This is a genomic window from Promicromonospora xylanilytica (assembly GCF_054782895.1).
On the sequence record NZ_BAAGRP010000020.1, the window covers coordinates 74,647 to 99,870 of the forward strand.

Annotated in this window: 25 protein-coding genes; 9 read left to right on the forward strand and 16 right to left on the reverse strand. The window is 71.9% G+C overall.

Annotated features, from left to right (window positions below; genetic code table 11):
• Positions 1-136: 136 nt before the first annotated feature.
• The gene (locus tag ACYVK7_RS16865) at positions 137-571 is read right to left on the reverse strand and encodes a cold-shock protein (RefSeq protein WP_460888879.1); all 435 of its coding nucleotides are present in this window, start codon (positions 569-571) and stop codon (positions 137-139) included.
• Between the two features lie 188 nt (positions 572-759).
• Between ACYVK7_RS16865 and ACYVK7_RS16870 the strand changes: the two genes are divergently transcribed.
• Both ACYVK7_RS16870 and ACYVK7_RS16875 read left to right on the forward strand, forming a co-directional pair.
• Positions 760-1,383 carry a histone deacetylase gene (locus ACYVK7_RS16870; RefSeq protein ID WP_460888880.1) on the forward strand — a complete coding sequence of 208 codons (624 nt, stop codon included), beginning with the start codon at positions 760-762 and terminating at the stop codon, positions 1,381-1,383.
• On the forward strand, positions 1,380-1,907 hold the full coding sequence (locus ACYVK7_RS16875) for a GNAT family N-acetyltransferase (protein WP_460888881.1): 528 nt from the start codon (positions 1,380-1,382) through the stop codon (positions 1,905-1,907). Before ACYVK7_RS16870 ends, ACYVK7_RS16875 begins: the two co-directional genes overlap by 4 nt.
• On the opposite strand, the gene ACYVK7_RS16880 is transcribed toward ACYVK7_RS16875, so the two are convergent.
• The 7 genes from ACYVK7_RS16880 to ACYVK7_RS16910 form a co-directional block, all read right to left on the reverse strand.
• Entirely contained in the window at positions 1,904-2,692 is a 789-nt protein-coding gene (locus tag ACYVK7_RS16880; protein WP_460888882.1) for a GNAT family N-acetyltransferase, read from the reverse strand. The two genes, ACYVK7_RS16875 and ACYVK7_RS16880, sit on opposite strands and share 4 nt — an antisense overlap.
• Positions 2,693-2,798: 106 nt before the next feature.
• Positions 2,799-4,637, reverse strand: coding sequence for a BCCT family transporter (locus ACYVK7_RS16885; protein ID WP_460888883.1), 1,839 nt, complete (start codon positions 4,635-4,637; stop codon positions 2,799-2,801).
• 243 nt (positions 4,638-4,880) lie between these two features.
• A complete protein-coding gene (locus ACYVK7_RS16890; RefSeq protein WP_460888884.1) occupies positions 4,881-5,744 on the reverse strand; it encodes a carbohydrate ABC transporter permease in 864 nt (287 codons plus the stop codon).
• Positions 5,734-6,624 (reverse strand): carbohydrate ABC transporter permease, encoded by an 891-nt coding sequence (locus ACYVK7_RS16895; RefSeq protein ID WP_460888885.1) that lies wholly within the window; start codon positions 6,622-6,624, stop codon positions 5,734-5,736. Before ACYVK7_RS16895 ends, ACYVK7_RS16890 begins: the two co-directional genes overlap by 11 nt.
• A 2-nt stretch (positions 6,625-6,626) precedes the next feature.
• Positions 6,627-7,937, reverse strand: a complete 1,311-nt coding sequence (locus ACYVK7_RS16900; RefSeq protein WP_460888886.1) for an ABC transporter substrate-binding protein — start codon at positions 7,935-7,937, stop codon at positions 6,627-6,629.
• A 44-nt stretch (positions 7,938-7,981) separates the two neighbouring features.
• Positions 7,982-9,604: an FAD-dependent oxidoreductase gene (locus ACYVK7_RS16905; RefSeq protein WP_460888887.1), complete on the reverse strand. Its 1,623-nt coding sequence runs from the start codon at positions 9,602-9,604 to the stop codon at positions 7,982-7,984.
• Positions 9,601-10,707, reverse strand: a complete 1,107-nt coding sequence (locus ACYVK7_RS16910) for a LacI family DNA-binding transcriptional regulator (RefSeq protein WP_460888888.1) — start codon at positions 10,705-10,707, stop codon at positions 9,601-9,603. Before ACYVK7_RS16910 ends, ACYVK7_RS16905 begins: the two co-directional genes overlap by 4 nt.
• Before the next feature lie 270 nt (positions 10,708-10,977).
• Between ACYVK7_RS16910 and ACYVK7_RS16915 the strand changes: the two genes are divergently transcribed.
• Entirely contained in the window at positions 10,978-12,681 is a 1,704-nt protein-coding gene (locus ACYVK7_RS16915; RefSeq protein WP_460888889.1) for a DUF1349 domain-containing protein, read from the forward strand.
• Between the two features lie 94 nt (positions 12,682-12,775).
• Here the strand turns inward: ACYVK7_RS16915 and ACYVK7_RS16920 are convergent, their stop codons facing one another.
• Positions 12,776-13,150, reverse strand: coding sequence for a VOC family protein (locus tag ACYVK7_RS16920; protein ID WP_460888890.1), 375 nt, complete (start codon positions 13,148-13,150; stop codon positions 12,776-12,778).
• A 128-nt stretch (positions 13,151-13,278) separates the two neighbouring features.
• Between ACYVK7_RS16920 and ACYVK7_RS16925 the strand changes: the two genes are divergently transcribed.
• Positions 13,279-13,983 (forward strand): alpha/beta hydrolase, encoded by a 705-nt coding sequence (locus tag ACYVK7_RS16925; RefSeq protein WP_460888891.1) that lies wholly within the window; start codon positions 13,279-13,281, stop codon positions 13,981-13,983.
• A gap of 23 nt (positions 13,984-14,006) precedes the next feature.
• Here the strand turns inward: ACYVK7_RS16925 and ACYVK7_RS16930 are convergent, their stop codons facing one another.
• Positions 14,007-14,675 carry a helix-turn-helix transcriptional regulator gene (locus ACYVK7_RS16930; RefSeq protein ID WP_460888892.1) on the reverse strand — a complete coding sequence of 223 codons (669 nt, stop codon included), beginning with the start codon at positions 14,673-14,675 and terminating at the stop codon, positions 14,007-14,009.
• A gap of 92 nt (positions 14,676-14,767) precedes the next feature.
• On the opposite strand from ACYVK7_RS16930, the gene ACYVK7_RS16935 reads away from it, so the two are divergent.
• Genes ACYVK7_RS16935 through ACYVK7_RS16950 form a run of 4 tightly spaced genes read left to right on the forward strand, consistent with a single transcriptional unit; the run spans position 14,768 to position 18,233 of the window.
• Positions 14,768-15,232 carry a hypothetical protein gene (locus ACYVK7_RS16935; protein WP_460888893.1) on the forward strand — a complete coding sequence of 155 codons (465 nt, stop codon included), beginning with the start codon at positions 14,768-14,770 and terminating at the stop codon, positions 15,230-15,232.
• Positions 15,229-15,876 (forward strand): GTP cyclohydrolase I FolE, encoded by a 648-nt coding sequence (gene folE / locus ACYVK7_RS16940; RefSeq protein ID WP_460888894.1) that lies wholly within the window; start codon positions 15,229-15,231, stop codon positions 15,874-15,876. The genes ACYVK7_RS16935 and folE overlap by 4 nt, the downstream gene beginning before the upstream one ends.
• Before the next feature lie 57 nt (positions 15,877-15,933).
• Positions 15,934-17,130, forward strand: a complete 1,197-nt coding sequence (locus ACYVK7_RS16945; RefSeq protein WP_460888895.1) for an MFS transporter — start codon at positions 15,934-15,936, stop codon at positions 17,128-17,130.
• Between the two features lie 47 nt (positions 17,131-17,177).
• Positions 17,178-18,233, forward strand: coding sequence for a DNA polymerase III subunit beta family protein (locus ACYVK7_RS16950; RefSeq protein WP_460888896.1), 1,056 nt, complete (start codon positions 17,178-17,180; stop codon positions 18,231-18,233).
• 7 nt (positions 18,234-18,240) lie between these two features.
• On the opposite strand, the gene ACYVK7_RS16955 is transcribed toward ACYVK7_RS16950, so the two are convergent.
• From ACYVK7_RS16955 to ACYVK7_RS16975, 5 genes are all read right to left on the reverse strand, one after another.
• Positions 18,241-19,725, reverse strand: coding sequence for a CopD family protein (locus ACYVK7_RS16955; protein ID WP_460888897.1), 1,485 nt, complete (start codon positions 19,723-19,725; stop codon positions 18,241-18,243).
• Positions 19,726-19,785: 60 nt separating this feature from the next.
• Entirely contained in the window at positions 19,786-20,358 is a 573-nt protein-coding gene (locus ACYVK7_RS16960) for a DUF305 domain-containing protein (RefSeq protein ID WP_460888898.1), read from the reverse strand.
• A gap of 103 nt (positions 20,359-20,461) precedes the next feature.
• Positions 20,462-20,929, reverse strand: coding sequence for a DUF6153 family protein (locus tag ACYVK7_RS16965; RefSeq protein ID WP_460888899.1), 468 nt, complete (start codon positions 20,927-20,929; stop codon positions 20,462-20,464).
• An 18-nt stretch (positions 20,930-20,947) separates the two neighbouring features.
• Entirely contained in the window at positions 20,948-21,451 is a 504-nt protein-coding gene (locus ACYVK7_RS16970) for a M15 family metallopeptidase (protein ID WP_460888900.1), read from the reverse strand.
• A gap of 485 nt (positions 21,452-21,936) precedes the next feature.
• On the reverse strand, positions 21,937-22,353 hold the full coding sequence (locus ACYVK7_RS16975) for a hypothetical protein (protein ID WP_460888901.1): 417 nt from the start codon (positions 22,351-22,353) through the stop codon (positions 21,937-21,939).
• A 202-nt stretch (positions 22,354-22,555) separates the two neighbouring features.
• Between ACYVK7_RS16975 and ACYVK7_RS16980 the strand changes: the two genes are divergently transcribed.
• A complete protein-coding gene (locus ACYVK7_RS16980; RefSeq protein WP_460888902.1) occupies positions 22,556-23,173 on the forward strand; it encodes a hypothetical protein in 618 nt (205 codons plus the stop codon).
• Between the two features lie 120 nt (positions 23,174-23,293).
• Here ACYVK7_RS16980 and ACYVK7_RS16985 read toward each other — a convergent pair whose 3' ends face one another.
• Positions 23,294-25,129 (reverse strand): M15 family metallopeptidase, encoded by a 1,836-nt coding sequence (locus tag ACYVK7_RS16985; RefSeq protein WP_460888903.1) that lies wholly within the window; start codon positions 25,127-25,129, stop codon positions 23,294-23,296.
• Between the last annotated feature and the right edge of the window lie 95 nt (positions 25,130-25,224).

Consider the following 25,224-nt stretch of genomic DNA (forward strand, 5'->3'; position numbering starts at 1 on the left):
TACTCACGCTGTGGGAGGATTTGCCCTAGTTCGCCGTGCGCCGGATCTGATCGTTACCGACCTGATATCGCCCCGTAGCGATACCGTCGCCGCGCATCAGAGAAGGAAACAGGCAGTTAACAACCCGTCCGGACGGTCAGATCCAGCCGTGCGAGCGCGCCACGGCGACGAAGGCGCCCCGGGTGGCGAGGACCTGCTCGGCAGTGAGGCTCGGTACGCCCGCGAGCAGCACCTCGGTGACCTCCACCGCGAGCTCCCGCTCGGACGGTGCCTCGCCGTCGGGCCTGGAGCCCGCGTCGGGCAGCGGCGGCAGAAAGGCCGGTGCCGGCGCTCCCGCACCGACGGCGGCCGTCGCCAGCGCAGGGGCCGGCGAGACGAGGGTGACGGTCGAGGCCTTCAGCCCCCGGTCACCGTCCTCCACCGTGAAGTCCACCACCGCGCCCACCGCGAGGTGGCGCTTGTCGAACTCGAGGTCGTTGACGTGGATGAACACGTCGTCACCGCCCGTCTCGGGGGCGACGAACCCATAGCCGCGAACTTCATCGAACCTGATGACCTTGCCTTGAACCACGACACACACTCCGCCTCGTAAGAATCCCTGCCCAGTCGAGTCTAGGACGCTTGTCCAACTCCGCCCCGTCAAACGCACGTCGTGTCGCCCAGGTTCCCTCGACCGAACATCGCGCGTAACGTGTCCGGCGTTTTTGTGCCGCACATCCGTCCCGAGGAGATTCCCCGCTGAGCAGCGACGTCTGGTATGTGAGCTACGGGTCCAACATGGCCAGGGCCCGGCTGGCCTGCTATCTGGAGGGCGGGCGTCCGCCCGGGGCGCGACGGCACTACGAGGGCGCGCGCGACCCCACCCTGCCGCGCGCCGACCGGGCGATCCAGCTGCCCGGACGCCTCTGGTTCGCGGGCGAGTCGTCCGTGTGGGGCGGCGGCACCGCGTTCTACGACCACGACGCGGTGGGCCCGACGCCGGCGCGCGCGTACCGCATCACCACCGCCCAGCTCGCCGACGTCGCGGCGCAGGAGATGCACCGCTCCCCCGCTGCCGACGGTCCGCTGGAGGCCGCGCTCCGCGCCGGGATCGACGGCCGGCACACGGCGGGGCCGGGGCGCTACGAGACGCTGGTCGCCGTCGGGCGCCTGGACGGGCTGCCCATGCTCACCTTCACCGCGCCGCACGGGTACGCGGACGTCGCCCACACGGCCCCGTCGGCCGCGTACGTGGCAATGATCGGCAGCGGGCTGCGCGAGGCGCACGGCTGGTCCGACGCCGAGGTCGCGGCCTACCTGGCGACCGTCACGCCGCAGCCGGCCACGCCCGCCGCACCGTCCCTCGCGCCGGCCTCTCCGGACGGCGTTAACGTGCCGACATGACGATCCGCGTGCTGGAGACCTCCGAGGTGCTGCGCCGCGCCGACGAGATCGCCGGGGTCTACCAGCGCGCCTTCGACTACTCCGACGAGCGTCGGGACCACTTCAGGGACACGCGGCTCGCCTACCTCCCGCTGTACGAGGGTGCGGTGACCCTCGGCGCGTTCGACGGCGACGCCCTGGTGGGGTTCGTGTACGGCTTCGACTACCAGCCGGAGCACTGGTGGCCCCAGCAGGTCGGCCCGGCGCTGACCAGCTCCGGGTACGCGGGCTGGACAGAGGACGCCTTCGAGCTGAACGAGCTCGAGATCCTGCCGGAGCACCAGGGCATCGGCCTCGGGACCGGCCTGATGCGCGAGCTGCTCAGACGGATCCCGCACCGGCACACCCTGCTGTCCACCACCGCCGATCCCGCGGACCGGGCCAAGGTGCTCTACCGCCGGCTAGGGTTCGTGGACCTCGTGCCGGGGTTCCGGTACGCCGGCATCGCCGAGCGCGCGAACATCATGGGCCTGCGGCGGTCCTAACGCTTCCAGCCGTAGGGCGTCGTCGTCGACACCTTGACGAAGCCGTAGCGCTCCAGGATGGGCCGGGAGTACTCGGTCGAGTCGCTGTGGATCAGCGTCTTGCCGAGCGCGAGGGCCGAGCGCGCGCGGGCCGCCGTCAGCGCCCGGTAGATACCGCGCCCGCGCCACTCCGGCCGGCTGCACCCACCCCAGACGCCCGCGAACTCGGTGCCGGCCACCGGCTCGAGCCGGCCCGCCGTGACGATCTCGCCCTCGGCCTCCGCGACCCAGAGCTCCATGCCGTCGTCCAGCTCCAGGCGGTGCAGGATCAGGTTCGCCGTCCTGTCGGACGGCGGGTCTCCGAACACCTCGTCGGACATCGTGGACATCGCACGGACGTCCGCCTCCTCGGTGATCCGGCGCAGGGTGACGCCGTCTGGCAGCGGGACGTCCACGGCGAGCGCCGCGGCGTCACCGATCATGATCGACTCCGGGTCCTCCGGAGTGAACCCGTGCTCGAGCAGGGCGTCGTGCAGGCCGGGGGCGACGTCGTGGCTGCGGGTCTTCCACTCGACGGACGTGATGCCGCCGTCGGCCCGGAAGTGGGCGACGGCCTCGGCGACCAGGGTGCGCACCGTGGCGGCGTCGGCCCCGCCCAGGTCGCGGTACGTGACGAAGCCACGGCCGCCCAGGAACGTGACCAGGCGCAGCGGCCCGAGGTGCGTGACCGAGAGCGCGCTCGGGGTCTCGGCGTCGGTACGGAGCTGTTCGTCGTAGGCCCGGAGCAGCCGGGTGGGATCTGTCATGGGCACACGGTCGTCGCTCGCCGCGAGGCGCGCAAAGGATTATGCGCCGGCCCTGGACGTGGCGGCGTGCGGGTCACCGGGGTGACCCGCACGCCGCCACGTCAGGTCAGTCCTTGCCGGCCTGTGCGGGCGCGACCGGTACGCCGTTCCCCGGGGTCGCCGGGGTCTCGTCGGAGTCGTCCTCCTCGGTGGCCGACGCCGAGGTGGAGAGCTCGAACGGCTCGCCGTCGTGCTTCTCCACACCGGTGTCCACGGTCTCGCGAAGCACCTGGACGGCCAGCTCGCCCTTGAGGACGAGCGGGTCGCTCGAGAGGTCCTTCCACACCGCTACGCACAGCACCAGCATCACCATGACGAACGGCAGCGCGGAGACGATGGTGATGTTCTTGAGCCCGTTCAGCGCGGCCGCCGGATCGTCCCCGCCGGCCAGCAGCATCGCGGCCGCCACGGCACCGGTGCTCACACCCCAGAAGACCACTGCCTTCTTGGTGGGTTCCTCCGCTCCGTTCTGGGAGAGGCCGCCCATGATGATGGAGGCGGAGTCCGCGCCGGTGACGAAGAAGATCGCCACCAGCACGACCGCCAGGCCCATCAGGACGAGACCGACCCAGCCCGGGACCGGCAGCGCGCCGAGCGTCTGGAACAGGATGAGGTCGAAGTTGATGTCCGCGCCGCCCTCACCGATGGCCGCGAGCGCCGCACCGGTGTCCTCCGCCTGCTCGGCGCGCTCCTGCAGGCCGATGGCGCCGCCGCCGAAGATCGCGAACCAGATCGTCGAGACGATCGAGGGGACCAGCAGCACACCGACGACGAACTGGCGCACGGTGCGTCCGCGCGAGATGCGGGCGATGAACGGACCGACGAACGGCGTCCAGGACACCCACCACGCCCAGTAGAAGATGGTCCAGGAGCCCATCCAGTCGGCGAGGGCCTGGTCGCCGGAGGCCGCGGTGCGGGAGGCCATCTCGGGCAGGTCGCCGACGAAGGCGCCGAGGGACGCGGGCAGCACGTTCAGGATGAACAGGGTGGGACCACCGATGAAGACGATGATCGCGAGCGCGAGGGCGAGCCACATGTTGGCGTTGGACAGCCACTGGATGCCGCGCTCGATGCCCGACACGGCGGAGACGACGAAGAGGATCGTCAGGATCGCGATGACGATCACGAGGCCGCTGGTGCCGATCGTCTCGACGAAGCCGGAGTGCTGGAGGCCGCCGCCGATCTGGAGGGCGCCGAGGCCGAGCGAGCAGGCGGACCCGAACAGGGTCGCGAGGATCGCCAGGATGTTGATGACGCGCCCGCCGACGCCGTTGACGGCCCTGCGACCGAACAGCGAGGTGAACATCGAGCTGAAGAGCTGGGCCCGGCCCAGGCGGTAGGTGCCGTAGGCCATGCCGAGGCCGACGATCGCGTACATCGCCCAGGGGTACAGGGTCCAGTGGAAGAGGGTCTGGCCCATCGCGCTCGCCGCGGCCGCCGGCGTGGAGCCGTCGACGGTGCCGGGCGGCGGGGCCATGTAGAAGTACAGCGGTTCTCCGACACCGTAGAACATCAGCCCGATGCCCATACCGGTCGCGAACATCATGGCGATCCATGACGGCGTCGAGTACTGCGGCTTCTCGCCGTCCTGGCCGAGCGGGATCTTGCCGAACCGGCCCATCGCGACGACGATGACGAAGATCGCGAAGATGGTGGCCGCGATGACGAAGAGCCAGCCGAAGTTCTGCAGGACCCCCTCGAGGGCGGTGTTCGCCACGCTGCCGAGGCCCGCCGGGTTGACGAAGCCCCACACGATGAAACCGAGCGCGATCAGTCCGGCGACGCCGAACACGACCTTGTCGGTCCCGACGCGCTGCTCGTGCGGACCGGACGCCGCCCGCTCGACACGGCGCGCGGCGCGCTGGACTCGTCCGAGCAGGGTCTTGGTGGATTCTGAAGTACTCATCACGGTGGCGCCCCCACCCGCCGGTCTCGCCGGCCGTCACACCGGGGGCGCCAGAACTCCTTTACATACGACACGGGGTCAACGAGCGGTGCCACGTTAACACCACATCGAATATTCACCCCCTGATCACGCGGAGCCGGCGGTGGCCTGCGGGAGCGTGCCGTGTGCCGCTGGCGGGAACCGTCGTACCCGCTGACGTTCCCGGAGCTCCGAAGGTAACCGGGCGATGACGACCGGGGCGGCTCAGCCCTTGAGCCCGCTGTGCGCGAGGCCCTGCACGAACTGCTTCTGCGCCACGAGGAACACCGCGAGGACAGGCAGCACCGTCAGCGTGGTCGCGGCGAGCTGCACGTTCCACATGGGGCCGCCGTAGGCGTCGACGTACTGCGTGAGCGCCTGCGGCAGCGTGAAGTTCTGCTTGCTGGACAGATAGACGATGGGCTCGAGGTACAGGTTCCAGGACTTGAGGAACGTGAAGATGGCGACGGCTCCGAGGGCCGACCGGGACAGCGGGAGGGCGATGCGCCAGAAGACTCCCCACCGCCCGAGCCCGTCGATCCGGCCCGCCTCCTCGAGCTCCACGGGGAGCGCGAGGAAGAACTGCCGCATGATGAACACGGCGAGCACGGCGGGCGCCCCGAGCATCGGGATGACGATGAGCGGCCAGTGCGTGTTGATGAGCCCGAGGCTGTTGACGACCCGGAACAGCGGCACGATGGTGACCTCGGACGGCACGAGCAGCCCCACGAGCACCAGGACGAACAGCGCGTTGGCGCCCGGGAACCGGATCCGGGCGAACGCGTAGCCCGCCATGGCGGCGACGAGCATGGTGCCGATCGTGACCAGGGCCGCGATGTACAGGGAGTTCCAGTACTGCTGCGCGAACGGCTGGAGCGCGAACACCTGGCCGTACGCGTCGAGCGACGGGTCCTGCGGCCAGATGGTCGGGACCCGGCGCAGGATCTCGCTCATCGGCTTGAGGCTGGACGTCGCCATCCACCAGGTGGGGAAGACGAACGGCAGGCTCAGCACGACGAGGAGCAGGACGAGCAGCCACTGCTTCCAGCGCCGCCGCGCCCTGGCTCCGCGTATCACGTCAGACTTCATGGAAGACCCACCTCTTGCGCGACTGCCACTGCAGGAGCGTCAGTACGAGGACGATGACGAACAGGAGCACCGCGAGAGCGCTGGCGTACCCGAAGTCGTTGAACTGGAACGCCTGCTGGTACAGGTAGTAGACGAGCACCGTCGTCGAGCTGCCCGGACCGCCGCCCGTGAGCACGTCGATCTGGGCGAAGACCTCGAGCGAGCCGACGATCGTGATGATCGAGACGAGCAGGATCGTCGGGCTGATCAGGGGCAGGGTGATCGACCGGAAGCGCCGCCACGCGCCCGCGCCGTCCAGCCGGGCGGCCTCCTGCAGCTCCTCCGGCACCCCTTGCAGCGCCGCGAGGAACAGGATCATGTTGAGCCCGACGTTCTTGAAGACCTGGACGATGATCACCGAGACCATCGCCGTCGTCGGCTGCCGCAGCCAGTTGGGCCCGTCGACGCCGAGCACCGCGAGGAACCCGTTGATGCCGCCGTCGGCCTGCAGCAGAAAGCTCCACACGATCGTCCACGCGACCAGCGACACGACCACGGGCGAGAAGAAGAACGTCCGGAACGTGGTCGTGCCGGGCAGCCGCTGGTTGAGCAGCACGGCGAGCAGGAGGGCCAGCGTGATGTTCAGCACGACGAGCCCGATCGAGAACCAGAGGCTCGCCAGGAGCGCGTTCCCGAGCCCCGGGTCGGACGCCAGCCGCTGGTAGTTGTCCGCGCCGGCGAACGTGAACGTGTTCGCCAGGACGTTCCACTCGTGCAGGGAGTACCAGACCACCATGCAGAGGGGCAGGACGACGAAGGCGAGCGCGCCGAGGACCACGGGCGCCACCATGGCGTACCCGACGAGCCAGTCACGGCGCACCGCCGCTGACACCGTCGCCATGGTCACTCCTCCATCAGCGGGCCGATCGCCGAGCAGGTGTCCGTCAGGACCGTCTCGACGTCGGCGTCCGCTGTCCACAGGGCGTCCAGCTCGGCGCGCACGGTCTGCGAGATCTTGGCGAAGTTCTTGTGCGCCGGCTTGGTCACGGCGTCCTCGACACCCTCGACGACCACCGCCTGCAGCTGCTCCTCGCTCAGGTTCGGGTTGGCGGCGCCGAGCGTCTCCGCGGTCAGCAGGGACTCGCGGGGCGGCGGGAAGTAGGCGGCGAGCTGCTCCGCGTTCTCCGGGCTGGTGAAGTGCGCGAGGAAGTCCGCCGCGACGTCGGGGTGCTCGCCGGCTGCGAAGACACCGATCCCGGCCTGTCCGATGACGTTCTGGCGGCCCGCCGGTCCCTCCGGCATCGGCACGACGTCCCAGCCGAACGAACCGTCGAGCGACGAGGCCCGGCTGATCTGGGTGACCGTCATCGCGGCGTCACCGGCGAAGAAGTCGGCGGTGGTCCCCGGACCCGGCATCGCCCCGTCCTTGAACGCCGCGTCGTGGATCCACGTCATGGCGTCGACCATCTCCGGCTCCGTCAGGGTGCACTGCGTGCCGTCCTCGCTCCACGGGGCGGCGCCCCAGCCGGACCACACCGTGGCCAGGTTCTCCCACGCCTGGTAGTCGAAGTCCCGCACCACGAGCCCCTGCTTGCCGGTGTCCTTCGCGGTCGCCGCCGAGATGTCCCGTGCGGCGTCGAAGGTCCACTCGCCCGACTCGACCAGGTCGGCCGGGTTCGGCTGGCCGGCGGCGGAGATCTGGTCGGTGTTGACGAACATGGCGAACGGGCTGTTGGAGAACGGGTAGGCGTAGAGCCCCTCGCCGTCCTCCCAGAGCGAGAGCGAGCTGGGCACGATGTCGTCCAGCGCGTAGCCCTCAGTGGACTCCAGCAGCGGGCGCAGGTCGACCAGCGCCCCGCTGGAGACGAACTCCGGGGCGTTGCTCTCGAAGATCCAGGCCAGGTCAGGGGCATTGCCACCCGCGAGCTGGGTGGTCAGCGCCGTCGTGTAGTCCTCGAACGGGATGGTCTCGAACGTCACGCTGGAGACCAGCTCGGGGTTCTCGGCCACGTAGTCGTCGGCGATCTCCTGGAACAGGCCGAGCTGGGTCTCGTCGGCCGTCCAGACGGTCATCCGCAGGTCGACGGGTTCGGACGGCGCGTCCGGCTCCCCGACGGGCGCGTCGGTTCCCCCACCGCAGGCGGTGAGGACGAGGGCCGTGGCGAGGGCGGCGGCGGTTCCCGCTGCCCGGCGGGGCGTGTGCTGTGCAGACATCAGTTCTCCTTTGGACTGATCCGCGACGGATGTCGCTGGGTGTGTCAGTAGGGGTAGACGCCTTCGGGCCACCGGAGCTCGACGCCGGCGGCGACCAGCTCGGCCTGGTACTCGGCGAGCAGGTCCGGCTCGGCCTGGACCGCGTGCGGGGTGCGGCCGGTGGCGAGGCAGTGCGCGGCGAGGTGGCCGGCTGCCTCCCCGACGTTCCACTCGACGGGGTGCAGGCGGTAGCACCCGTTGGTGATGTGGGTGGTGCCGAGGTTCTTGTTGCCCGCGAGCAGGTTGGTCGTCCGCTGCGGCAGCAGCGCGCCGAGCGGGATCTCGAACGGCGTGGACGGCACGTCGATGTACGTGTCCCCGCCGGTGGACGGGTGCAGGTCGATCCGGTACATGCCCACGCCGACGGAGTCCTCGTACCGCGTGGCGCCCCGGTCCCCGCGCACGGCGTAGGAGACGTCGTTCTCGGTGATCGTCGTCACCGCCTGGATCCGCCGGGACTCCCGGTGGTAGGCGGCCTGGGCCAGCCCGTCCTGGCTGCCCATGACGTCGGGCCGGAGGCGCAGCCCCGGGAACCCCGTTCCGCCGTCGGCCCGGGGGGCCTCCGTCTGCATCCAGTAGAGCATCGACAGGCTGAGCTGCCGCGCGTCGGCGATCCGGGCCTCCTCCACCTCCCGCGGCACGTCGAGCACGTGACCGAGGAAGTAGTCGATGCTCGGCCAGTTCACCAGGCACAGGTCGCTTCGGTAGGACCCGGGCTCGTGCAGGTCCCGCGCGGCGATGCGGCGGAACAGCCACAGGTTGCCGTCCCCGGCGTTCTTCGACTGGTCGGCGTCGACCGCGAGGACGTCGTCCCCGGGGTTCGGGGTGAACGTCCGGGTGTCCAGCGCGAGGGTGCGCGGGTTCGGCGCCGTCCACGAGAGCATCCGCTCGCCGCCCCAGGCCTTCGGCGTGTACGAGCTCCAGAAGTCGTAGCGCTCGGGCCGGTCGATCGTGTGCTCACCGTCGACGTGCTCGACGACGAAGCAGACGCTGAGGGCCTGGACGTTGTCCGGCTGCGCCTCCTCGGGTGCGCTCGGCTCCCCCGTCACGCGCGCCGACTCGAACCCCGTGACGTACTCCGTGCCGGTCAGCGGGAGCAGCTCACCCGTCTCCGTGGCGTCGATCGTGTACGCGGCGCTCACCGTCACGTCCGGAAGGCCGACGAGCGAGGTGAGCGTCACCGACGTCACCCGGTCACCGTCCGTGGTGGCCGCGCTGGGGCGCACCCGCTCCAGCAGCTGGATGCGTCCCGTCGAGCGGTACGGCGCGAGCATCTCCTCCAGCACCCCCACCGCGACCCGCGGCTCGTGGCACAGCTTCGAGACCCACCCGGCACCCGGGTTGAGCTCGGGCCAGGCCCGCGCGCCGGCGGTCAGCGGGTAGCGACGGCGGTAGACGTCCCGGATCCCGTCGCGCAGCGCGCGGTAGCGGGCGGTCACGCCGAACTGCTCCACCCAGGGGTGCTCGTCGGGCGGCACCGCCTGCGAGGTCAGCTGGCCCCCGATCCAGGGGTGCTCCTCGGTGAGCACGACGCGGGCACCCCGGTCGGCCGCCGCGAGCGCCGCGGCGATGCCGCCGAGCCCGGCGCCCACCACGAGCACGTCGGTCTGCAGATCTTGATGGGTCACGCCTGGTCCGTCCTGTCGTCGGTCTCTGGTCGGTGGTCGCGCGCCGGTGCGGCGGTGCCGCCCTCCACGTCCGGGCACACGAGGATCTGGTGGAGCTCGACGTCGGCCGCCGTGGAGGTGCGGCCGGTCTCGCGGTCCCGCCGGGGGCCGTCGTCGGCGACGAGGCGGGAGAGCAGGTACAGCGCGCGGGCGCCCATCTCCTCGCGCGGCACGGAGAAGCCGGACCAGGGCCTGCCGCCGCGGCGCGGGTGGTGCGGCTGTCCGAGCAGCAGCACCGAGACGTCGCCGGGCACCTGCTTGCCGCGGCGCTCGAGCTCGTCGGCGAGCTCCTCGGGGTGGTTCTCGGGTGCGACGACCACGGCGGTGAAGCGCTGCTCGACGATCTCGGCGGCGGTGGCGGCCACGTCGTCGAGCTCGACGAACCGGGTGGTGAGCGCGTGCGCCTTCATCGCGCTGCGGTACCCGTCGACGCGGTCGAGCGTCGGCTGGTCGGTGCCGCGCATACCGACGTAGCCGATGCGGCGGTGGCCGAGCGCGACGAGTCGGTCGATCTGCCGCACGGTTCCGCCGACGTAGTCGGCGCCCACGTACGGCAGCCGGCCGCCGTCGCTGCCCCGCTTGCCGATGAAGACGAACGGGTAGTTGGTGTCGAGCAGATGCTGCAGCTCGCCCCGGTGCTCGTGCTGTCCGAGCAGGAGGCAGCCGTCGGCCACGCCGAGCCGCTGCCAGCCCTCACGGGTGAGCCTGCGGCGCCCGTCGGAGACGGGGGCGCTCGTGAAGAGCAGCAGGTCGACGCCGAGCCGTTCGGCCGCGTGCTCGATCCCGACGAGGAACGGGCCGTAGAAGTCGCGGCTGGCGCTCGGGAAGGTCGCCTCGTAGGTGAAGACACCGAGGATCTGGGCGAGTCCGCCGCCCGCGAGGCGCTGGGCCGCCGGGTTGGCCGTGTAGCCGGTGATCCGGATCGCGTCGAGCACCCGCTGGCGGGTCTCCTCGCTGATGCGTACGCCGGCGGGCGTGCTGCCGTTGAGCACGAACGAGACGGTGGCCTGGCTGACGCCGGCCATCGCGGCGACGTCCGTCTGGGTGATGCGACGACGTGGCACGGCTCCTCCTTGAACCTGTTCCGTCGGGGCGGCTGATGTCAGGAGTGTCGAGGGTCGCGGATCGGCGGGTCAATCGGATGATGCGCATTATTAGCAGGTGCTCCGCCGGGACCCGGTGGTCCGGAACCACCCGTCCGCGCCGTCGCCAGGGGTGCGATGGGGCGCATTATCAGGCGCGTCGTTGCTGGATCTGATTACCTCCCTTGACCGCCGGTGGGCTCCGCCCGAAGGCTGGCGCCGTCATGACACCGCGACGAAGGAGTACGCATCATGGCTTTCAACACGGCGCGTCGCGCCCTTGCCGGCGCCGCCCTGGCCGCCATCGCCGGGCTGGTGCCCGGCGTGACCCATGCGGCGCCCTCACCGCACCCCGCTGACGGAGCGCCGGGTACCGAGCTGCCGGTCTTCACGCAGACGGGCGAGATCGTCGACCCGTTCGACCAGTCGCTCCCGCACAACCCCAACCAGGAGTTCATCTTCCCGTCCGTGTTCCACGCCGGCGCCCACCTGGAGGACCCGCTCGGCGAGTGGTACGTCTACTACGCGCCGCACGACGACCCGGGCGGCATCAACCTGATGTACGCGGACTCGCTCGACGGGCCGTGGACCCAGCACGAGGGCAGCCCCGTGGTAGCGAACCAGTGGGAAGGCGTCTACGACGTCCCGCACGTCTCGTCCCCCGATGCCGTGTGGAACGCCGACGAGGAGCGGATGTACCTGTACTTCCACGGCGACAACCGGGTGACCAGGTACGCGACGTCGACCGACGGGGTGACGTTCGACTACGGCGGCACGGCCGTCACGACGGCGATGGTCGACGCGGCGCAGCCCGGCCGGAACGCCACGGAGACGTCGTACGCGCGGGTGTTCCGCAACCCCGACCGTTCGTCGTCCCAGCGGTGGGGCATGCTCTTCATGACCAACTACGACACCAACGTGCGGCACATCAACCTCGCCTGGTCGCGGGACGGTCGCGACTGGCAGGTCGAGCCGGAGCCGATCGTGACGCCCGGTCCGGTGGAGGGCACGAACGTGTCGGCGGCGGACCTGTGGACGTGGCGCGGTCAGCACTACATCGTGTACGGCGCGACCGTCGGCACGATCCTCGCCCGGCCCGTCGACCGCACGCTGACCGAGGTGGGCGAGCCCGAGCCGCTGTTCGTCCCCCAGCCGGCCCCGCCGGAGGCCGGGCGCGCCACCTCACCGCAGATCGTGCGGGCGGACGGGACGGTGCACCTGATCTACGAGCACGGCGAGCGGTCGCACACCACCATCGCGCACGCGGTGCTCGACCCGGACGGGGTGCGCGACCCGCTGAACACCCGGCCCGAGGACCCGATGTACGCACAGTGCACGGGCGCCGGGTCGGACGAGCTCGACGGTGACTCGCTCGACCGGTCGCTCTGGTCGACGGCGGTCCGTGGCGACCTGGACCGCTCGGTGGTGGCGGACGGCGCGTGGCGCATCCCGACCTACGCGGGCAACTCGACGTCGGCGCCGCTCCTCCTGCAGCCGGTGCCCGACGTGCCCTGGGAGGTGACCACGCAGGTCACGCTCGACCCACAGGTCAACTTCCAGCAGGCGGGCCTGATCGTCCGGCGCGACGACGCCAACTCGGTGCGGATCGACATCTCGCACGTGGACGCCGGCAAGCGGTTCGACTTCGTGTGGCGCAACAACGGTGTCGACCGCAACAACGCCTGGACCGCGGAGGACTCGGCGCTCGCCCCGCCCGAGACCGGTGACACCGTGTGGCTGCGGATCACCAACCACGGCGAGTGGCTGACCGCCTCGTACAGCATCGACGGCGCGACCTTCGTCAACCTGGGCCGCGCGGCGCCCGCCGACGAGCTCGCCGCGACCGACGTGGGACCGTTCGCCTACCGGGGCCCCGCCGGCACGCCGGAGCTCACCGCGGCGTTCGACTGGGTCCGGTTCACCCCGGACGAGGCCGAGCTGGCCGGCTGCGCCTGACGGGACCCGGTGGCGGCGTCGGACGGGGAGCCGTCCGACGCCGCCACCGGCCCGCGCTCGGCTCGGTGCGCGCTCGGCTCAGTGCGCGCTCGGCTCAGTGCGCGCAGAGACAGAACGGGTGGCCCGCCGGGTCCGCGTAGACCCGCCAGTTGGCGTCCGGGTGCAGCTGGTCGGTGCGTTCCAGCACCGTCGCCCCGAGCTCCAGCACCCGCTTCTCGTCCGCCTCGATGTCGTCCACGTCGAAGTCGAGGTGCATCTGCTGCGGCGACTCCTGCCCGGGCCACTGCGGCGGGCGGTAGTCCTGCACCTCCTGGAAGGCCAGGGGCGTGCCCTCGAACCCGTGCACCTCGACCCAGCCCGGGTCGTCGGCGTCCACCACGACCCGGCCGCCCACCAGCTCCGCGTAGAACTCCGCGAGCCGGACCGCGTCCGGGCAGTCCACCGCGACCGCCTGCAGCTTGCGAATCATCCTTGACCCTCCTCGCTCTCGGTCCGCCGAGTCTCTCAGCGGACCGGGTGGCGTGCGAGGGTAATTCCCGCTCGCTGCTGTGAGCGGATCCGCCGCCGTCCGCGGGCGTCGACGGCTACGGTCCAGGCATGGAACTCCTCTTCGTCCACGGTGCCCTGGTACGTGACGGGCACTGGTGGTGGCAGCCCGCCGCGGACCTGCTCCAGGAGCGCACCGGTATCCGGAGCCGCTCCGTCGCGCTGCCGTCCTGCGGTGAGACCACCCCGGACGAGGTCGCCGGCGGGCTGGTGGCCGACGCGGCGGCGCTGCGCGCAGAGCTCGACGGCGTGGGCTCGGCGATCGTCGTCGGGCACTCCTACGGTGGCACCGTCATCGCGGAGGCCGGTGCGCACCCCGCGGTCGAGCACCTGCTCTACGTGTCGTCGTACCTCCCCGACGCCGGGCAGTCGCAGGCCGCGATCATGAGCGGCGAGAGCGACCCGGTGTCCATCGGCGACAACGGGGACGGCACGCTGAGCGTGTCCGGCTACGACGCGTCGTCGTTCGGCGAGCGCTTCCTGCAGGACGCCGACGAGGCGACCCGGCAGCAGGGGTGGGAGCGCGTGACGGCACAGTCGGCCGCCGCCTTCATGACGCCGACCAGCGTGGCCGGCTGGCAGGCGGTCGACTCGACCTACCTGGTGTGCGGGCAGGACCGCAGCACGTCGGTCGACCTGCAGCGCCACCACGCGGCGCGCGCGACGCGGTCCGTCGAGCTGCCGACCGGGCACCACCCCTTCATCACCCGTCCCGACCTGGTCGTCGAGCAGGTGCAGGCACTGCTGGAACCCTGAGCCGGACGCCCGGCGCCGCGGGGTCAGGAGCCGCCGTGCGGACCGAGCACCCGCACGCAGCAGTGGCCCGGGCGCGGCGCCAGCACCGCGCGGGACGGAGGCTGGCCGCTCCCTTCGAGGAGCCCCTGCACCAGGTGCAGGTTGAGCCCGCACACCACCTCCGTGTGCCGGCGAGCGATCTGGTGGAACGGGCAGTTGCGCAGCTCGACGTCACCGTCCGCGGTGGTAGCGGGCTCGTAGCCGCACGCTCGTAGCGCGACCGCGAAGTCGGGGTCGCCCGCGGCACGCCCGGCCGCGCGGGCTGCCGCCGTCACCGCCTCGCGCACCGTCCCGGAGTCGTCGGCGCTCATCGCCTCGGCGAGCACGCCGGCCAGCAGTCCGTAGTCACGGGGCGGCACGCTGACGGACAGCTCCTGCTGCGCACGGACGTACCGCTTGGCCGGTCTCCCGGCGCCCGGCCCGCCGCGCCCTGCCGGGCGCGCATAGCTGGTGACCAGCAGGCCCGCGTCCGCGAGCTTGTCCAGGTGGTAGGCCGCCAGCGTGCGGCTGATCCCGACGGCGGTCGCGGCGTCCTCGCGGGCGGCGGGCTCGTCCCGCGTGCCCACGTACTCGTAGAGCCGTCGGCGCACCGGGTCGCTCAGGCTGCTCAGCCCGTCGATCGGATCCTGGTCGCGCTCCTCGGCCTCGTCCACCTCAACAATCTAACACCAGCAGATCTTGACAAAAGTGGGTGGCGGCGACACTCTCTAAAAACAAACTTCACTAGCTATACAGGAGACCGACGATGAATGCTCCAGCCCTGCGCTCCGCGCCCACGAGTGGCTCGACCACCGTCTGGCAGCGGGTCCGCACCGACCCGGCCTACAGCGCATACCTGCTGATGCGCATCGGGTTCACGGTGCTGCCGATCTGGATGGGCGTCGACAAGTTCGTGGGCGCCCTCACCGACTGGCCGCGCTACCTCGCCCCGTGGACGGTCGAGCTGCTGCCGTTCTCCGCGCAGACCGCGATGTATGTCGTGGGAGCGATCGAGATCGTCGCCGGGCTCGCGGTGGCGATCAAGCCCCGGTACGCGGCGTACGTCGTGGCCATCTGGCTGGCCGGGATCATCCTCAACCTGCTGACCTGGTCCGGGTTCTACGATGTCGCGCTGCGCGACCTCGGGCTGCTCCTCGCCGCGCTCACGCTCGCGCGGCTGGCTGCCGTCTACGACCCGTCCTGGTTCGGCACCGGCGGCGGTGCACGTTGAGCGAGCTCTCCCTGGACACCGAGGCGGGCCTGCCCGCGGAAGCCCACGCGAGCAGGCCCGGCGCCCTGCACGTGGTCACCGACAGCACCGGGGTCGACCTGGACGCCGCCGAACGGGCCGCGCGGCAGTTCATGCGCGCCCTCGGCATCGCGCTCGACGACGAGGCGATGCGCGAGACGCCTGCCCGGATGGCTCGCGGCTACGCGGAGCTGCTGACGGCGCGCCCCTTCCGGCTGACCACGTTCCCCAACGACGAGGGGTACGACGAGCTGGTGCTGGCGCGCGACATCCCGGTCCAGTCGGTGTGCGAGCACCACCTGCTGCCGTTCGTCGGCGTGGCCCACATCGGCTACCTGCCGGGCCGGCGCATCCTCGGCCTGTCGAAGCTGGCCCGGGTCGCCGAGCACTTCGCCCGCCGTCCTCAGGTGCAGGAACGGCTCACCAAGCAGATCGCGGACTGGCTGAGCGACCAGCTCGACCCGAAGGGCGTCGGCGTCGTCATCGAGGCGGAGCACACCTGCATGACCCTGCGCGGGGTGCAGGCCACGGGATCGAGGACCGTCACGTCCACCCTGCTCGGGACGCTGCGCGCGGACGCGGCGTCGCGCCAGGAGTTCCTCGCGCTGACGGGAGTGCACCGGTAGCGAGCGCCCAGGGAGGCCGTTGACCCTCGACCCGGTCGAACCCCCAGAGTCGCGGGCATGCCCACTCCACCATCTCGCGCCTGGCCGGCCTTCGTCGCTGCCGGCACGCTCAGCCAGCTCGGCGACTCGGTGCTCTGGTTCGCGCTGGGCTGGGCCGCCGCGGCGCACGGCGGCCCGGTCGCGGCGCTCGTGCTCACCGCGTCCGGCCTGCCCCGGCTGCTCCTGGTCCTGCTGGGCGGGTCGGTCGCGGACCGGGTCGGCGCCCGACGGCTGCTCCTGTGTTCCGAGGCGCTCATGGTCGTCGCCTGCCTCGCCCTCGCCGTCGGGCTGCGCGCCACCGGTCCCGCGCCATGGCTTCTCGTCGCCGCGGGCCTGGCCTCCGGCGTGGTCTCGGCGTTCTCCCTGCCGGCGCTCGGCTCGATGCCTCGCCTCCTGGTGGGCGACGCCGCACTCCCCCGCGCGATGGCCCTGCGCCAGGGGCTGGGCCAGGTCGCCCTGCTCGCCGGCGCACCGCTGGGCGGCATCCTGGTCACCACGGTGGGCCTGCCTGCGATCGCGGTGGCCAACGCCGTCTGCTTCGCCGCGATCCTCGTCGTACTGGCGGTGATCCGGCCGGGACGCCGCGCCGCGCCGTCCACCGGACCCTTCTGGCGTTCCCTGTCCGACGGCGCCCGCGTGGTCACCCGCACCCACGGCCTGGCCGCCGCGCTCGCACTGACCGGCGCCACGGCCGCTGCCGTACTGCCCGTGTCGTCACTGCTCGTGCCGCTGCTCGCCCAGGAGTCCGGCTGGGACGCCGGAGCGGCAGGACTCGTGGTGGGAGCCCAGGCCGCCGGCTCGGTCGGGGCCGCCCTCGTCGTCGCCCGGACGGGAACCACGCACCGGACCGGCCGGGCCGTGGCGCTGGGACTGGCCACGGCGGCGGCGGGCGTGACCCTGGTCGCCTGCGGTGGCGGGGACGCGACGGCCCTGACGGCTGGCGCGGCCGTGGTCGTCGGCGCGGGGACGGGCGTCGCCGTCGCGCACCTGGGGCCGTTCGTGCTGGGCAGCGCGCCGCGCGCCCACCTGGCCCGGGTCCAGGCGTGGGCGGCGCTGGCGCAGCTCGCTCCGGTCGTGGTGTCCAGCAACCTGCTCGGCACCCTCGCCGACAGGCTCTCCCCTGCCGCCGCTCTGGCGTGCTGCGCCGCCGTGCTCTGGGCGTGCGCCGCGGGGGCCACCCGGCTCCGGTCGGCGCCGGGTGACGCGGTGGTGTGATGCGGCGCCGTGGACCCTCGACCCGGTCGAGGGTCCATGCTGTACCCGTGCACCACCCAGGGATGCTGACCGTCGGCGCGTTCTCACGGGCGTCGGGCCTGCCCGTCAGCGCCCTGCGCTACTACGACACCGCGGGCCTGCTCCGTCCCGCGCACGTGGACCCGGCCACCGGGTACCGCTGGTACACGCCCGTCCAGGTGGAGCGCGCGGAACTCATGGCACGGATGCGTCGCACCGGCATGCCCGTGGCCGACATCCGCCGAGCCATCACCGCCGACCCGGTCACCGCCCGGCGGGTCGTCGACGCCCACCAGCGACGGCTGGAGGCCGAGCTCGCCACGGCCACGGCCCACCTCGCCGGCGCGCGGGCACTCCTTTCGGCGACCACCCACCTCACGGTGGAGATGGCCGCGCTGCGCGCCGCACTCCGGTCCGTCCGGCACGCGGTCGGCGACCGTTCGTCCTGGCGGGCGCTGCGTGGCGTGCTGTTCGACGCCGAGGGAGCGCACCTCCGGCTCGTCGCGACCGACCGCTACCGGCTGGCCGTATCGAGCGTGCCGGCGACCGGCGTGGACGGTCCGCCCGTGCGGGTGATCGTGCCGGTCACGGTCGTGGACGAGTTCCTGGCCCGCGAGACGACGCCGCGGGTCGGCGTGGCCCTGGCCGCGGACCGGGTGGCGCTCGGGCACATGGACGGCGCGCCCGTCGAGGAGATCTACCCCGACTACCGGAAGATCCTCGCGGCACACGGACCCGGCCGCGCCCCTGGCCCGGCGCCGGACGCGGCGGGTGCCACCGTCACCGCCCCCGACCTGCTCGCCCAGGTCTCGCGGGGGCGGTGCGCCTCCCCCGGCGGCGTCCGGAGCGGGCGGGGTACCGACCTGGTCCGGTTCGGCCCCGGCCCGGCCGAGATCCGCATCGGCGGTATCCCCCGCGCCATCGCCTTCAACCGGGAGTACCTCACCGACGCCCTCCGCTCGTTCGGGAGCTCCGAGCTACGGCTGACGGTCGGCGACCGCGACGCCCTGCGCCTCGCCTCCGTGCGCGCGCCCGACGCCGTCGCGCTCGTCATGCCGGTGCGCCCCGACTCCCGGGCGGCGTGAGCCGAGCTCAGTCCTCGACCGATGCGGCCACCAGCCAGGCCGTGAGCAGCACGATCACGACCATCAGGGTGGTCTCGCGGCCCGCGCTGCGCCGCAGCGTGCCGCCCGCCCGGTGTGAGCGTCCCGCATGCTGTACCACCGCGCGGCGTCGGGCAGTGAGCCTCGGGACGACCTGGAAGTGGTTGTACGCGCCGATCGTGCTGACCACCACCACGACGCCGACCTTGGCCAGCAGGAGCAGCCCCCAGCTGGTCTCCCACAGCTGGGCCGGGCGGTCGAGGACGCCGACCGCCAGCACCACCCCGGCCACTCCGACCACCGTGACGGATACGGCCGCGACGACGGAGAACCGGGCGCCCATCAGCGCGGCGTCGAGGTCGTGCCCGTCCCGGCGCCGGGCGCGCAGCAGGAGACCCATCGCGACCACGCCGCCCACCCACGCGGCCGCGGCCGCCAGGTGTGCGACGTCGGCGGTCACGACGAGCCACCGTGGCTCGACGGTGTTGCTGTGGCCCCCGAGAACGTGTCCGGCGCCCACCAGGACGACGCCGATCACCGCGAGCCACGAGCCCTGGAGGGTTCGCCGGGCCCCCGCTGCGAGCGCGAGCGCGCCGACGGCCTGCAGGCCCAGCTCCCACAGCGTGCTACCGGTGAACGAGTCGGCGATCGCGGCGGGCGAGACCGACGCGGCGAGGTCGCCGTGGGCGACGAGCACCGATCCGGCCAGGACGCGGACGGCGAGCCCACCGAGGATCACGACCCCCGCCCAGCGGGCGAGCCGCAGCACGACCGGTGCGTCCGCCTCGTCCCGCCCGCGCAGCACGAAGGCCACGAACGCCAGACCACCGCCCGCGACCAGCCCGCCCCAGAGCGCAGCCGCACCGCCCAGCCGGGCCACCGCACCCGCGATCCTGGTCGCCGGGGAGTCCATCGCGGACGCGTCGTGACCCATGTCGTGGTCCATACCGCTCATGTCGTGGTCCGTGCCGGAGCTCGCCCCGGCGCCACCGCTGTGCTCCTCGCCGCGGTCGTCCTCCGGGGTAGCCGTCGCGCCGGTGCCGCCGGCGGTGTCGGTGGGGGTGCCGCTGGGGGTGTCACTGACGGCGAAGCCGAAGGTGCCCTCCAACGGGTGACCGTCCTGGGCAGCGGCGGTCCAGGTCACGGTGTAGTCACCGGCGGTCAACGCGTCGGACGGCGTCGCCACCAGGACGAGGCCGTCCTCGGCCGCCGCGACGTCGACCGTGACGCTGCCTTCAGGGCCTTCGATCACGACACCGTCGCCGAGCGGGCTCACCGGCAGCGTGAACCGGAGCGTGACCTCGGCGACCGGAGTGTTCGACGTCGAGCCGGCGGCGGGTGCCGACGACTCCAGCCTCGTGTGTGCGGTGGCCTGCGGTGCGCACCACAGCGCGAGTGCGAGCGCCGCAAGAAGGGCTGCGGCCGTTCGGGTCAGCACGGCGCCGGACCGCACGTCGGCGAGGGCTCGACGCATGTGCAAGCTCCTTCGAGCAGGGGTGGTGCGCCGGCTCGCACCGGCGCACCACCCGTGGGGTCACATCGAGGCGAGGAGGGCTTCCATCGTCTCGATCTCGGCCTGCTGCGTGTCCACGATCGTCTGCGCCATCTCGATCGCGTCCGCGTCCTGACCGGACTCGATCTCGGTCCCGGCCATCTCGACCGCTCCCTGGTGGTGCGCGATCATCTGCTCGAGGAACTGGCGGTTCGCCTCGGGGCCCGCGGCGTCGCTCAGCGTCCGCAGGTCCTCCTCCGACATCATGCCGTCCATCCCGGCATGGCCGGAGTGCTCCGAGGTGCGCTCAGCACCCCAGGCGTCCAGCCACTGGCCGAGCACCTCGATCTCGGGTGCCTGGGCCGCCTTGACCTGGTGGGCGAGCTCGGTGATCTCGGGGTCGACGTCGGGCTTGGCGAGAACGACGTCGGCCATCTCGATCGCCTGCTCATGGTGCGGGATCATCATCTGCGCGAACATGACGTCCGCGTCGTTGTGCTCTGCCTGCTCACCAGCCACGGCGGCGGTGTCCTTCGCGGGCTCCTCGGTGCCCGAACAGCCCGTCAGGACAAGGGCTCCGGCCAGGGCGATGGCAGACATCAGGGTGCGCTTCATGGGGTCTTCCTCCAGCTCGTCTCGTGGGTAGCACTCACTGGCCCGACCGCGCTGGGGCACGGCAGGCTGTCGGGTCGGCGCGGGTGGGGCGCCGTGCCCGTGTCTACGTCCGCGAGATGCAGAGCTCGTGCAGGGAAGGGGCGCCGTGGGTGCCGGCACCGGCGTGCTCCAGGCGCAGCAGCGGCACCGATCCTTCGATCGGGGCGCGCCACAGGAGGCGCCGTGCGGGCACGACGAGGGCCAGGAGCGCGACGAGGATCATGAGGCACATCGCCGTGGCGAGGTCGTGCCCGCCGCACCCGTCGTGGCAGGCGCCCGTACCCGGCTGGCTCGCGGTGTCGGCGTGCTCAGCCGTGGCCGGTCCCGTCACGGCCGTGGCCGGCTCTGTCGCGGACCGCTCGGCAGAGGCGACCGATGCCTCGTGCGGCACGTGGTGCATGTGCAAGGTCGGCGACCCGCTCATCGAGTGCATCGTGACCACGCCGAGGATCACCGTCAGGATCGCCAGCACGCCGACCGGGCGTCGCCGAGGCCTGACTACGACCGAACGGAGGAGCGAGATCACGTGCACGGCACGGAGGCTACCCCACTACCCGACCTGCGCGACGGCCGCCACGAACTCCCAGTGCCACGGTTCGTACGGTCCGGAGCCGCCCGACTGCGCCCACTGCGGGTTGTCCCACCCGTGCTCCGGGGCGTGCGCCTTGAGCCAGTCCCACCGCTCACCGGCATAGCTGTCGGCACAGATGTCCACCGCGAGGCCCCAGCCATGGTTGGACCGGCCCGGAGTCGCCGTCAGCGTCGGCTTCTCCGCCTTCGCGGTGACCTGCTGCGCGTAGCTGCGGTAGCCGTCCGTGAGGCACATCGGCTCGCCGAACCGCTCGGTGTACTCCTGGTTCAGACGGGCCAGGGCGACCGCCGCGTCGGCACGGATCGGCGGGTAGCCGTTCCACAGGTCGCACAGCTCGCTCTCCGGCACCTGACCGTTGAGCCCCGCGCCCGTCACCTCACCATCGCAGCCGGGCAGCACCGGCGGAGCCTCGACCTGCACGGGCGCTGCCTCGTCGACGGGCATCGACGCGTCACCGGGCACGGTGATTCCTACGCCGGACGTTCCGCGAGGGGAACGGTCCTGGTTTCGCGACGCGCCGCTCTCCCGGTCAGGCATCGACGACGGCCCGGTGAACGCCGCCGCGGCGTCGGCCCCTCCTGGCTGGTCCCGGTCGCCGCCCCAGGGCCCACCTGCAGCCACGACCGAGAACGACGTGGTGGTGGCCAGAGCGATTCCCAGTCCGAGCGTCAACGGCAACCAGCCCCGGGCAGTGGTCTGCGCACGGTGCGGCGTGGCCGAGTGCCGGCCCTTGCTGTGGCGGCCCCTGGTCCGCACGGGGACGGCGACGGCCGGGGTGGGGCGGCTCGCCGCGCTATGACGACCACGGCGGCTTGCCGTCCGGTTCTGCGTGAAGCTGGGCTCCATGGAGCTGGGACCTTTCGGATCGGAGTAGTACCACTGGCGCGACCCGGCCACGGGCGCGCTGAAACCGGCCGAGACCTGGGGTGTCGGCGGTGTCGCGTGGGCTACGTCCGGGAGATCCCCAGAGCATGGAGCGACGGCGCGTCCGCCACCGCCACGCTGGAAGCCGTCCGGTGAACCTGGCGTGCACCGATGAGTGCCATCCGGGCGGCGGCATGCTCCGGCATCGCGGCAGGAACCGGAGACGGTGGCACCGGATCGGACTGCGCCGTGGCGGTGTCATGGTCGGCGCACCCGGACGGGCCGTCGGCCATGCTCTCGGCCGGACTCACGGTCACGGACTCGGCGCGGCCAACCGTGGTCGTGCCCTGCACGACAGCGCCGGTGGGCTCGGCCGCCTGCACACCGCACGCCGCCTGACCGCCCGCTGCGGCCAGCACCAGGAGCATCGCGGCCGCCACGGCCGTCGCCCGGTGCCGGGAACCGGACAGCACGGGGCGGAGACGATGTGGCAGGCGCATGGTGGGACCTACTGTAACGGAAGAGTAACGGCGTGGAACCATCGGCTCCGCGTGCCGACCGGCCGGTCAAGGTTCGGTGCCGGTCGAGCAGCACTGACGAGCCTGCGACAATAGGTCGAAGAAAGACCCGAACCATCAATGAAACAAAGACAGCAGCAAAGCCATGTCGCATCCATTGTGCAGAATGTGAGAACTTTACCCCTTGAAGAGCCCGGGATCGAACAAAGCCGTCGGAGAATTTATCAGCTCGAGCCCGCACCACTGGCCCAGGATCGACAAGAGCCTCAACCACCTCACCTTCGGCCTCGCCATGTTTCTGCCGGGCCTGTATTTGGCCCTCAACAACCTTCCCGAGACGTCGAGCCGTCTCGCGCAGCTCACCCTCAGCGGGATTCCTACGACGTTCGGCGGCATCAGCATCTTCTTCGGCTGCGTCGGCCTGGCAACCGCCGTGCGGGGCAGCGTCCGCAAGGGAGATGACGCGATCGACCTGAAGCTCTCCTCACGAGGGATCACCGTGCGGGGAGGTCAGGAGATCCCCTGGGACTCCATCGCCCGCGTCACCGACATTCGGTACAGCAACCATGCAGCAATCCAGCTGCTCTGGGATCGGGCCGACCTGAACAGCGCCTTCATGGTTCACCTCAAGGAGCCCCTGGACATTCCAGGGATCAGAACGAAGGACGGCGAGCATCGGCTGAAGATCAACGTGCTCCGGTACCCGGCCGTCGACTACAAGCCCCTCTATGAGTCGGTCGTCGCCGAGTTCGAGCGCCGGCGCATCCCGGTCGACACCGAACGGACGACCAAAGAGACGTAGCTCGTGCGCGCGGCCACGAGGTCTCGATCATCGAGGGGGCACGTCGCCCCCGGGGGTGAGCGGGGTCGTAGCTCGACCGTCTGGGTAACGCCAGGGAACTCCGCCGGGTGACGACGGTGCTCAACGATTTCCGGTGCCTTCGGCTGCGCGCCCCAAGCCCTTGACCAGGCCGGAGAGCAGGCCGGAGGGTGCGGAGGCGCTGGGCGACGGCTCCGGCGCGTGCGGAGCCTCACCGCTGCTCGGGGTGGGCGTCGGGCTGGGCGCCGGATCCGACGGCGTAGGGCTGCCGGACGGCTCGGGGCTGGGTGGCTCCGGCGTCGGCGATGCTGACGGCGGGAGCGACGGCTCCGGGCCCGGGTGCGTCGGGCTGGGGGACGGGGCAGGGCTGGCCGGAGGCGCCGCCGGCGTGGACATGCTCGGCTCCGGCTCCGGCTCCGGCTTCGGCTTCGGGTCGGGGCTGGGCTTGGCCGGCTGCGACGGCGGGCCGGCAGCTGGCTTGCCGACCGCCTTCTTGCTGGGCTTGCGGACCTCATCGGCGGGGCGGTCCTTTGGCTGGTTGTCTGCTGCCGCCTCGTGACGCGGGCCCGTGGACGCCTTGCCGTCCACCGCGTCAGCCGTGTCAGCCGTCCTGACCGCACCGGACGACGTGGACGGGCGGCCCCACGTGCCGACGTCGGACGGGTCGATGGCCCGATCGGGGACAGGCCCGGCGGCGAAGAACTCGAAGTGCCACGGCTCGGGCTTGGCGCCGTCCCGCCGAGCCCAGGACGGGTTGTCCCACCCGTAGTCCGGGCCGTGCACCCGCAGCCACACGTACTCCTTCGACGTACCGCCGGAGATCGGGTCACTCAGATCCACCGCCAGGCCCCACCCGTGGTTGGACGTGCCCGGGACCGCCGCCAGGTGCGGCTTGGCGTGGGCCACGGCGACCTGCGCCACGTAGGAGCGGTAGGAGTCGGTGATCGGGATCGGGTACCCGAACTCCCGCATGAACGCGTGGCTCAGTGCTGTGAGCCGCTCCGCGGCGTCGCACCGCAGCATGTGCCCCGGCGCGAAATCCAGCGGGCACAGCACCGTGGCGGGGATGCGGCCGTTGGCATACCCCAGGGTGGAGCCGCCGAACGCCTGGACGGCGTCGAGCAGTCCGGCACGCAACGGGAGGTCCTGCGTCGCGCCGCGTGCGTGTGCCCGAAACCATGTCTCCCGGGGCGTCTTGTACTGGTCGGGGCGCTGTACCTTTACCTGGCCGGCGGGGGCCGGGGCGTCGAGCAGGTTCGCCAACCGCACCGCCGCGACCACCACCTCCTCATAGGTGACATACCCACCGTGCGCGTCACGCTCGGCGCGGCCCGCGTCCGGCTCGGCACTGCTCGCACCCAGGTCCGTCTCCGAGGCGGGCATGTACGACACCTGCACGGCTGAGGCCGCCGTTCTGCGGTCCTCCTCACCACGGCCGTCACCGTAGACCTTCGTACCGGCGTCGCCTGCACCGCTGTCTCGCGACTCGCGTGCACCTGGCGCGTCCTCGACCCGCAGACCGTCGGCACTCTCGGTCAGCGCCAGCTGCTGCGCCATGTACGTGGTGTAGAGCATGCCGAGCTCGGCGGCGGCCTGCGCCACCGTCGGGCTGAAGTCTGACCCCTGTTCCTGCGCCTGGCGCTCCGCGCGCTCCAGGACGGCCACCACCTGCGCCGGGCTGACTCTCTCGGCGAGGGATCCAGTTCGAGCGACCGGTACGCCGTCGACCAGCTCCGGGGCCTCGGCCACGGGACCACGAGAACCATCGGGCGCATGGGAGCCATCGGGAGTGTGCGAGGCCGGAACGCTCGGCAGCGCGCCGAGCAACAGACCTCCCGCGGTCGCGGCGGCGACGACGCCCGCCCACGCGGTCCGCATCACCCTGCGTGGGCTCGGGCTGGAGATGGTTCTTGCGGGGTGCTGTACCTGGTCCTTCACGCGTCGCTCCCTCTGCCGGTGCGTTGCTGGATGGTGCGCGGTACGGGTGGTGCGGGGGGGAAGCCCCTGCCCACGAGCTGTGCCCGTGGGCAGGG

Coding starts and splice junctions, on each gene's coding strand:
- ACYVK7_RS16875 (WP_460888881.1), top strand. CDS start 1,380: ATGACGATCCGCGTGCTGGAGACCTCCGAGGTGCTGCGCCGCGCCGAC.
- ACYVK7_RS16880 (WP_460888882.1), bottom strand. CDS start 2,692: ATGACAGATCCCACCCGGCTGCTCCGGGCCTACGACGAACAGCTCCGT.
- ACYVK7_RS16885 (WP_460888883.1), bottom strand. CDS start 4,637: ATGAGTACTTCAGAATCCACCAAGACCCTGCTCGGACGAGTCCAGCGC.
- ACYVK7_RS16890 (WP_460888884.1), bottom strand. CDS start 5,744: ATGAAGTCTGACGTGATACGCGGAGCCAGGGCGCGGCGGCGCTGGAAG.
- ACYVK7_RS16895 (WP_460888885.1), bottom strand. CDS start 6,624: ATGGCGACGGTGTCAGCGGCGGTGCGCCGTGACTGGCTCGTCGGGTAC.
- ACYVK7_RS16900 (WP_460888886.1), bottom strand. CDS start 7,937: ATGTCTGCACAGCACACGCCCCGCCGGGCAGCGGGAACCGCCGCCGCC.
- ACYVK7_RS16915 (WP_460888889.1), top strand. CDS start 10,978: ATGGCTTTCAACACGGCGCGTCGCGCCCTTGCCGGCGCCGCCCTGGCC.
- ACYVK7_RS16920 (WP_460888890.1), bottom strand. CDS start 13,150: ATGATTCGCAAGCTGCAGGCGGTCGCGGTGGACTGCCCGGACGCGGTC.
- ACYVK7_RS16925 (WP_460888891.1), top strand. CDS start 13,279: ATGGAACTCCTCTTCGTCCACGGTGCCCTGGTACGTGACGGGCACTGG.
- ACYVK7_RS16935 (WP_460888893.1), top strand. CDS start 14,768: ATGAATGCTCCAGCCCTGCGCTCCGCGCCCACGAGTGGCTCGACCACC.
- ACYVK7_RS16945 (WP_460888895.1), top strand. CDS start 15,934: ATGCCCACTCCACCATCTCGCGCCTGGCCGGCCTTCGTCGCTGCCGGC.
- ACYVK7_RS16955 (WP_460888897.1), bottom strand. CDS start 19,725: ATGCGTCGAGCCCTCGCCGACGTGCGGTCCGGCGCCGTGCTGACCCGA.
- ACYVK7_RS16960 (WP_460888898.1), bottom strand. CDS start 20,358: ATGAAGCGCACCCTGATGTCTGCCATCGCCCTGGCCGGAGCCCTTGTC.
- ACYVK7_RS16975 (WP_460888901.1), bottom strand. CDS start 22,353: ATGCGCCTGCCACATCGTCTCCGCCCCGTGCTGTCCGGTTCCCGGCAC.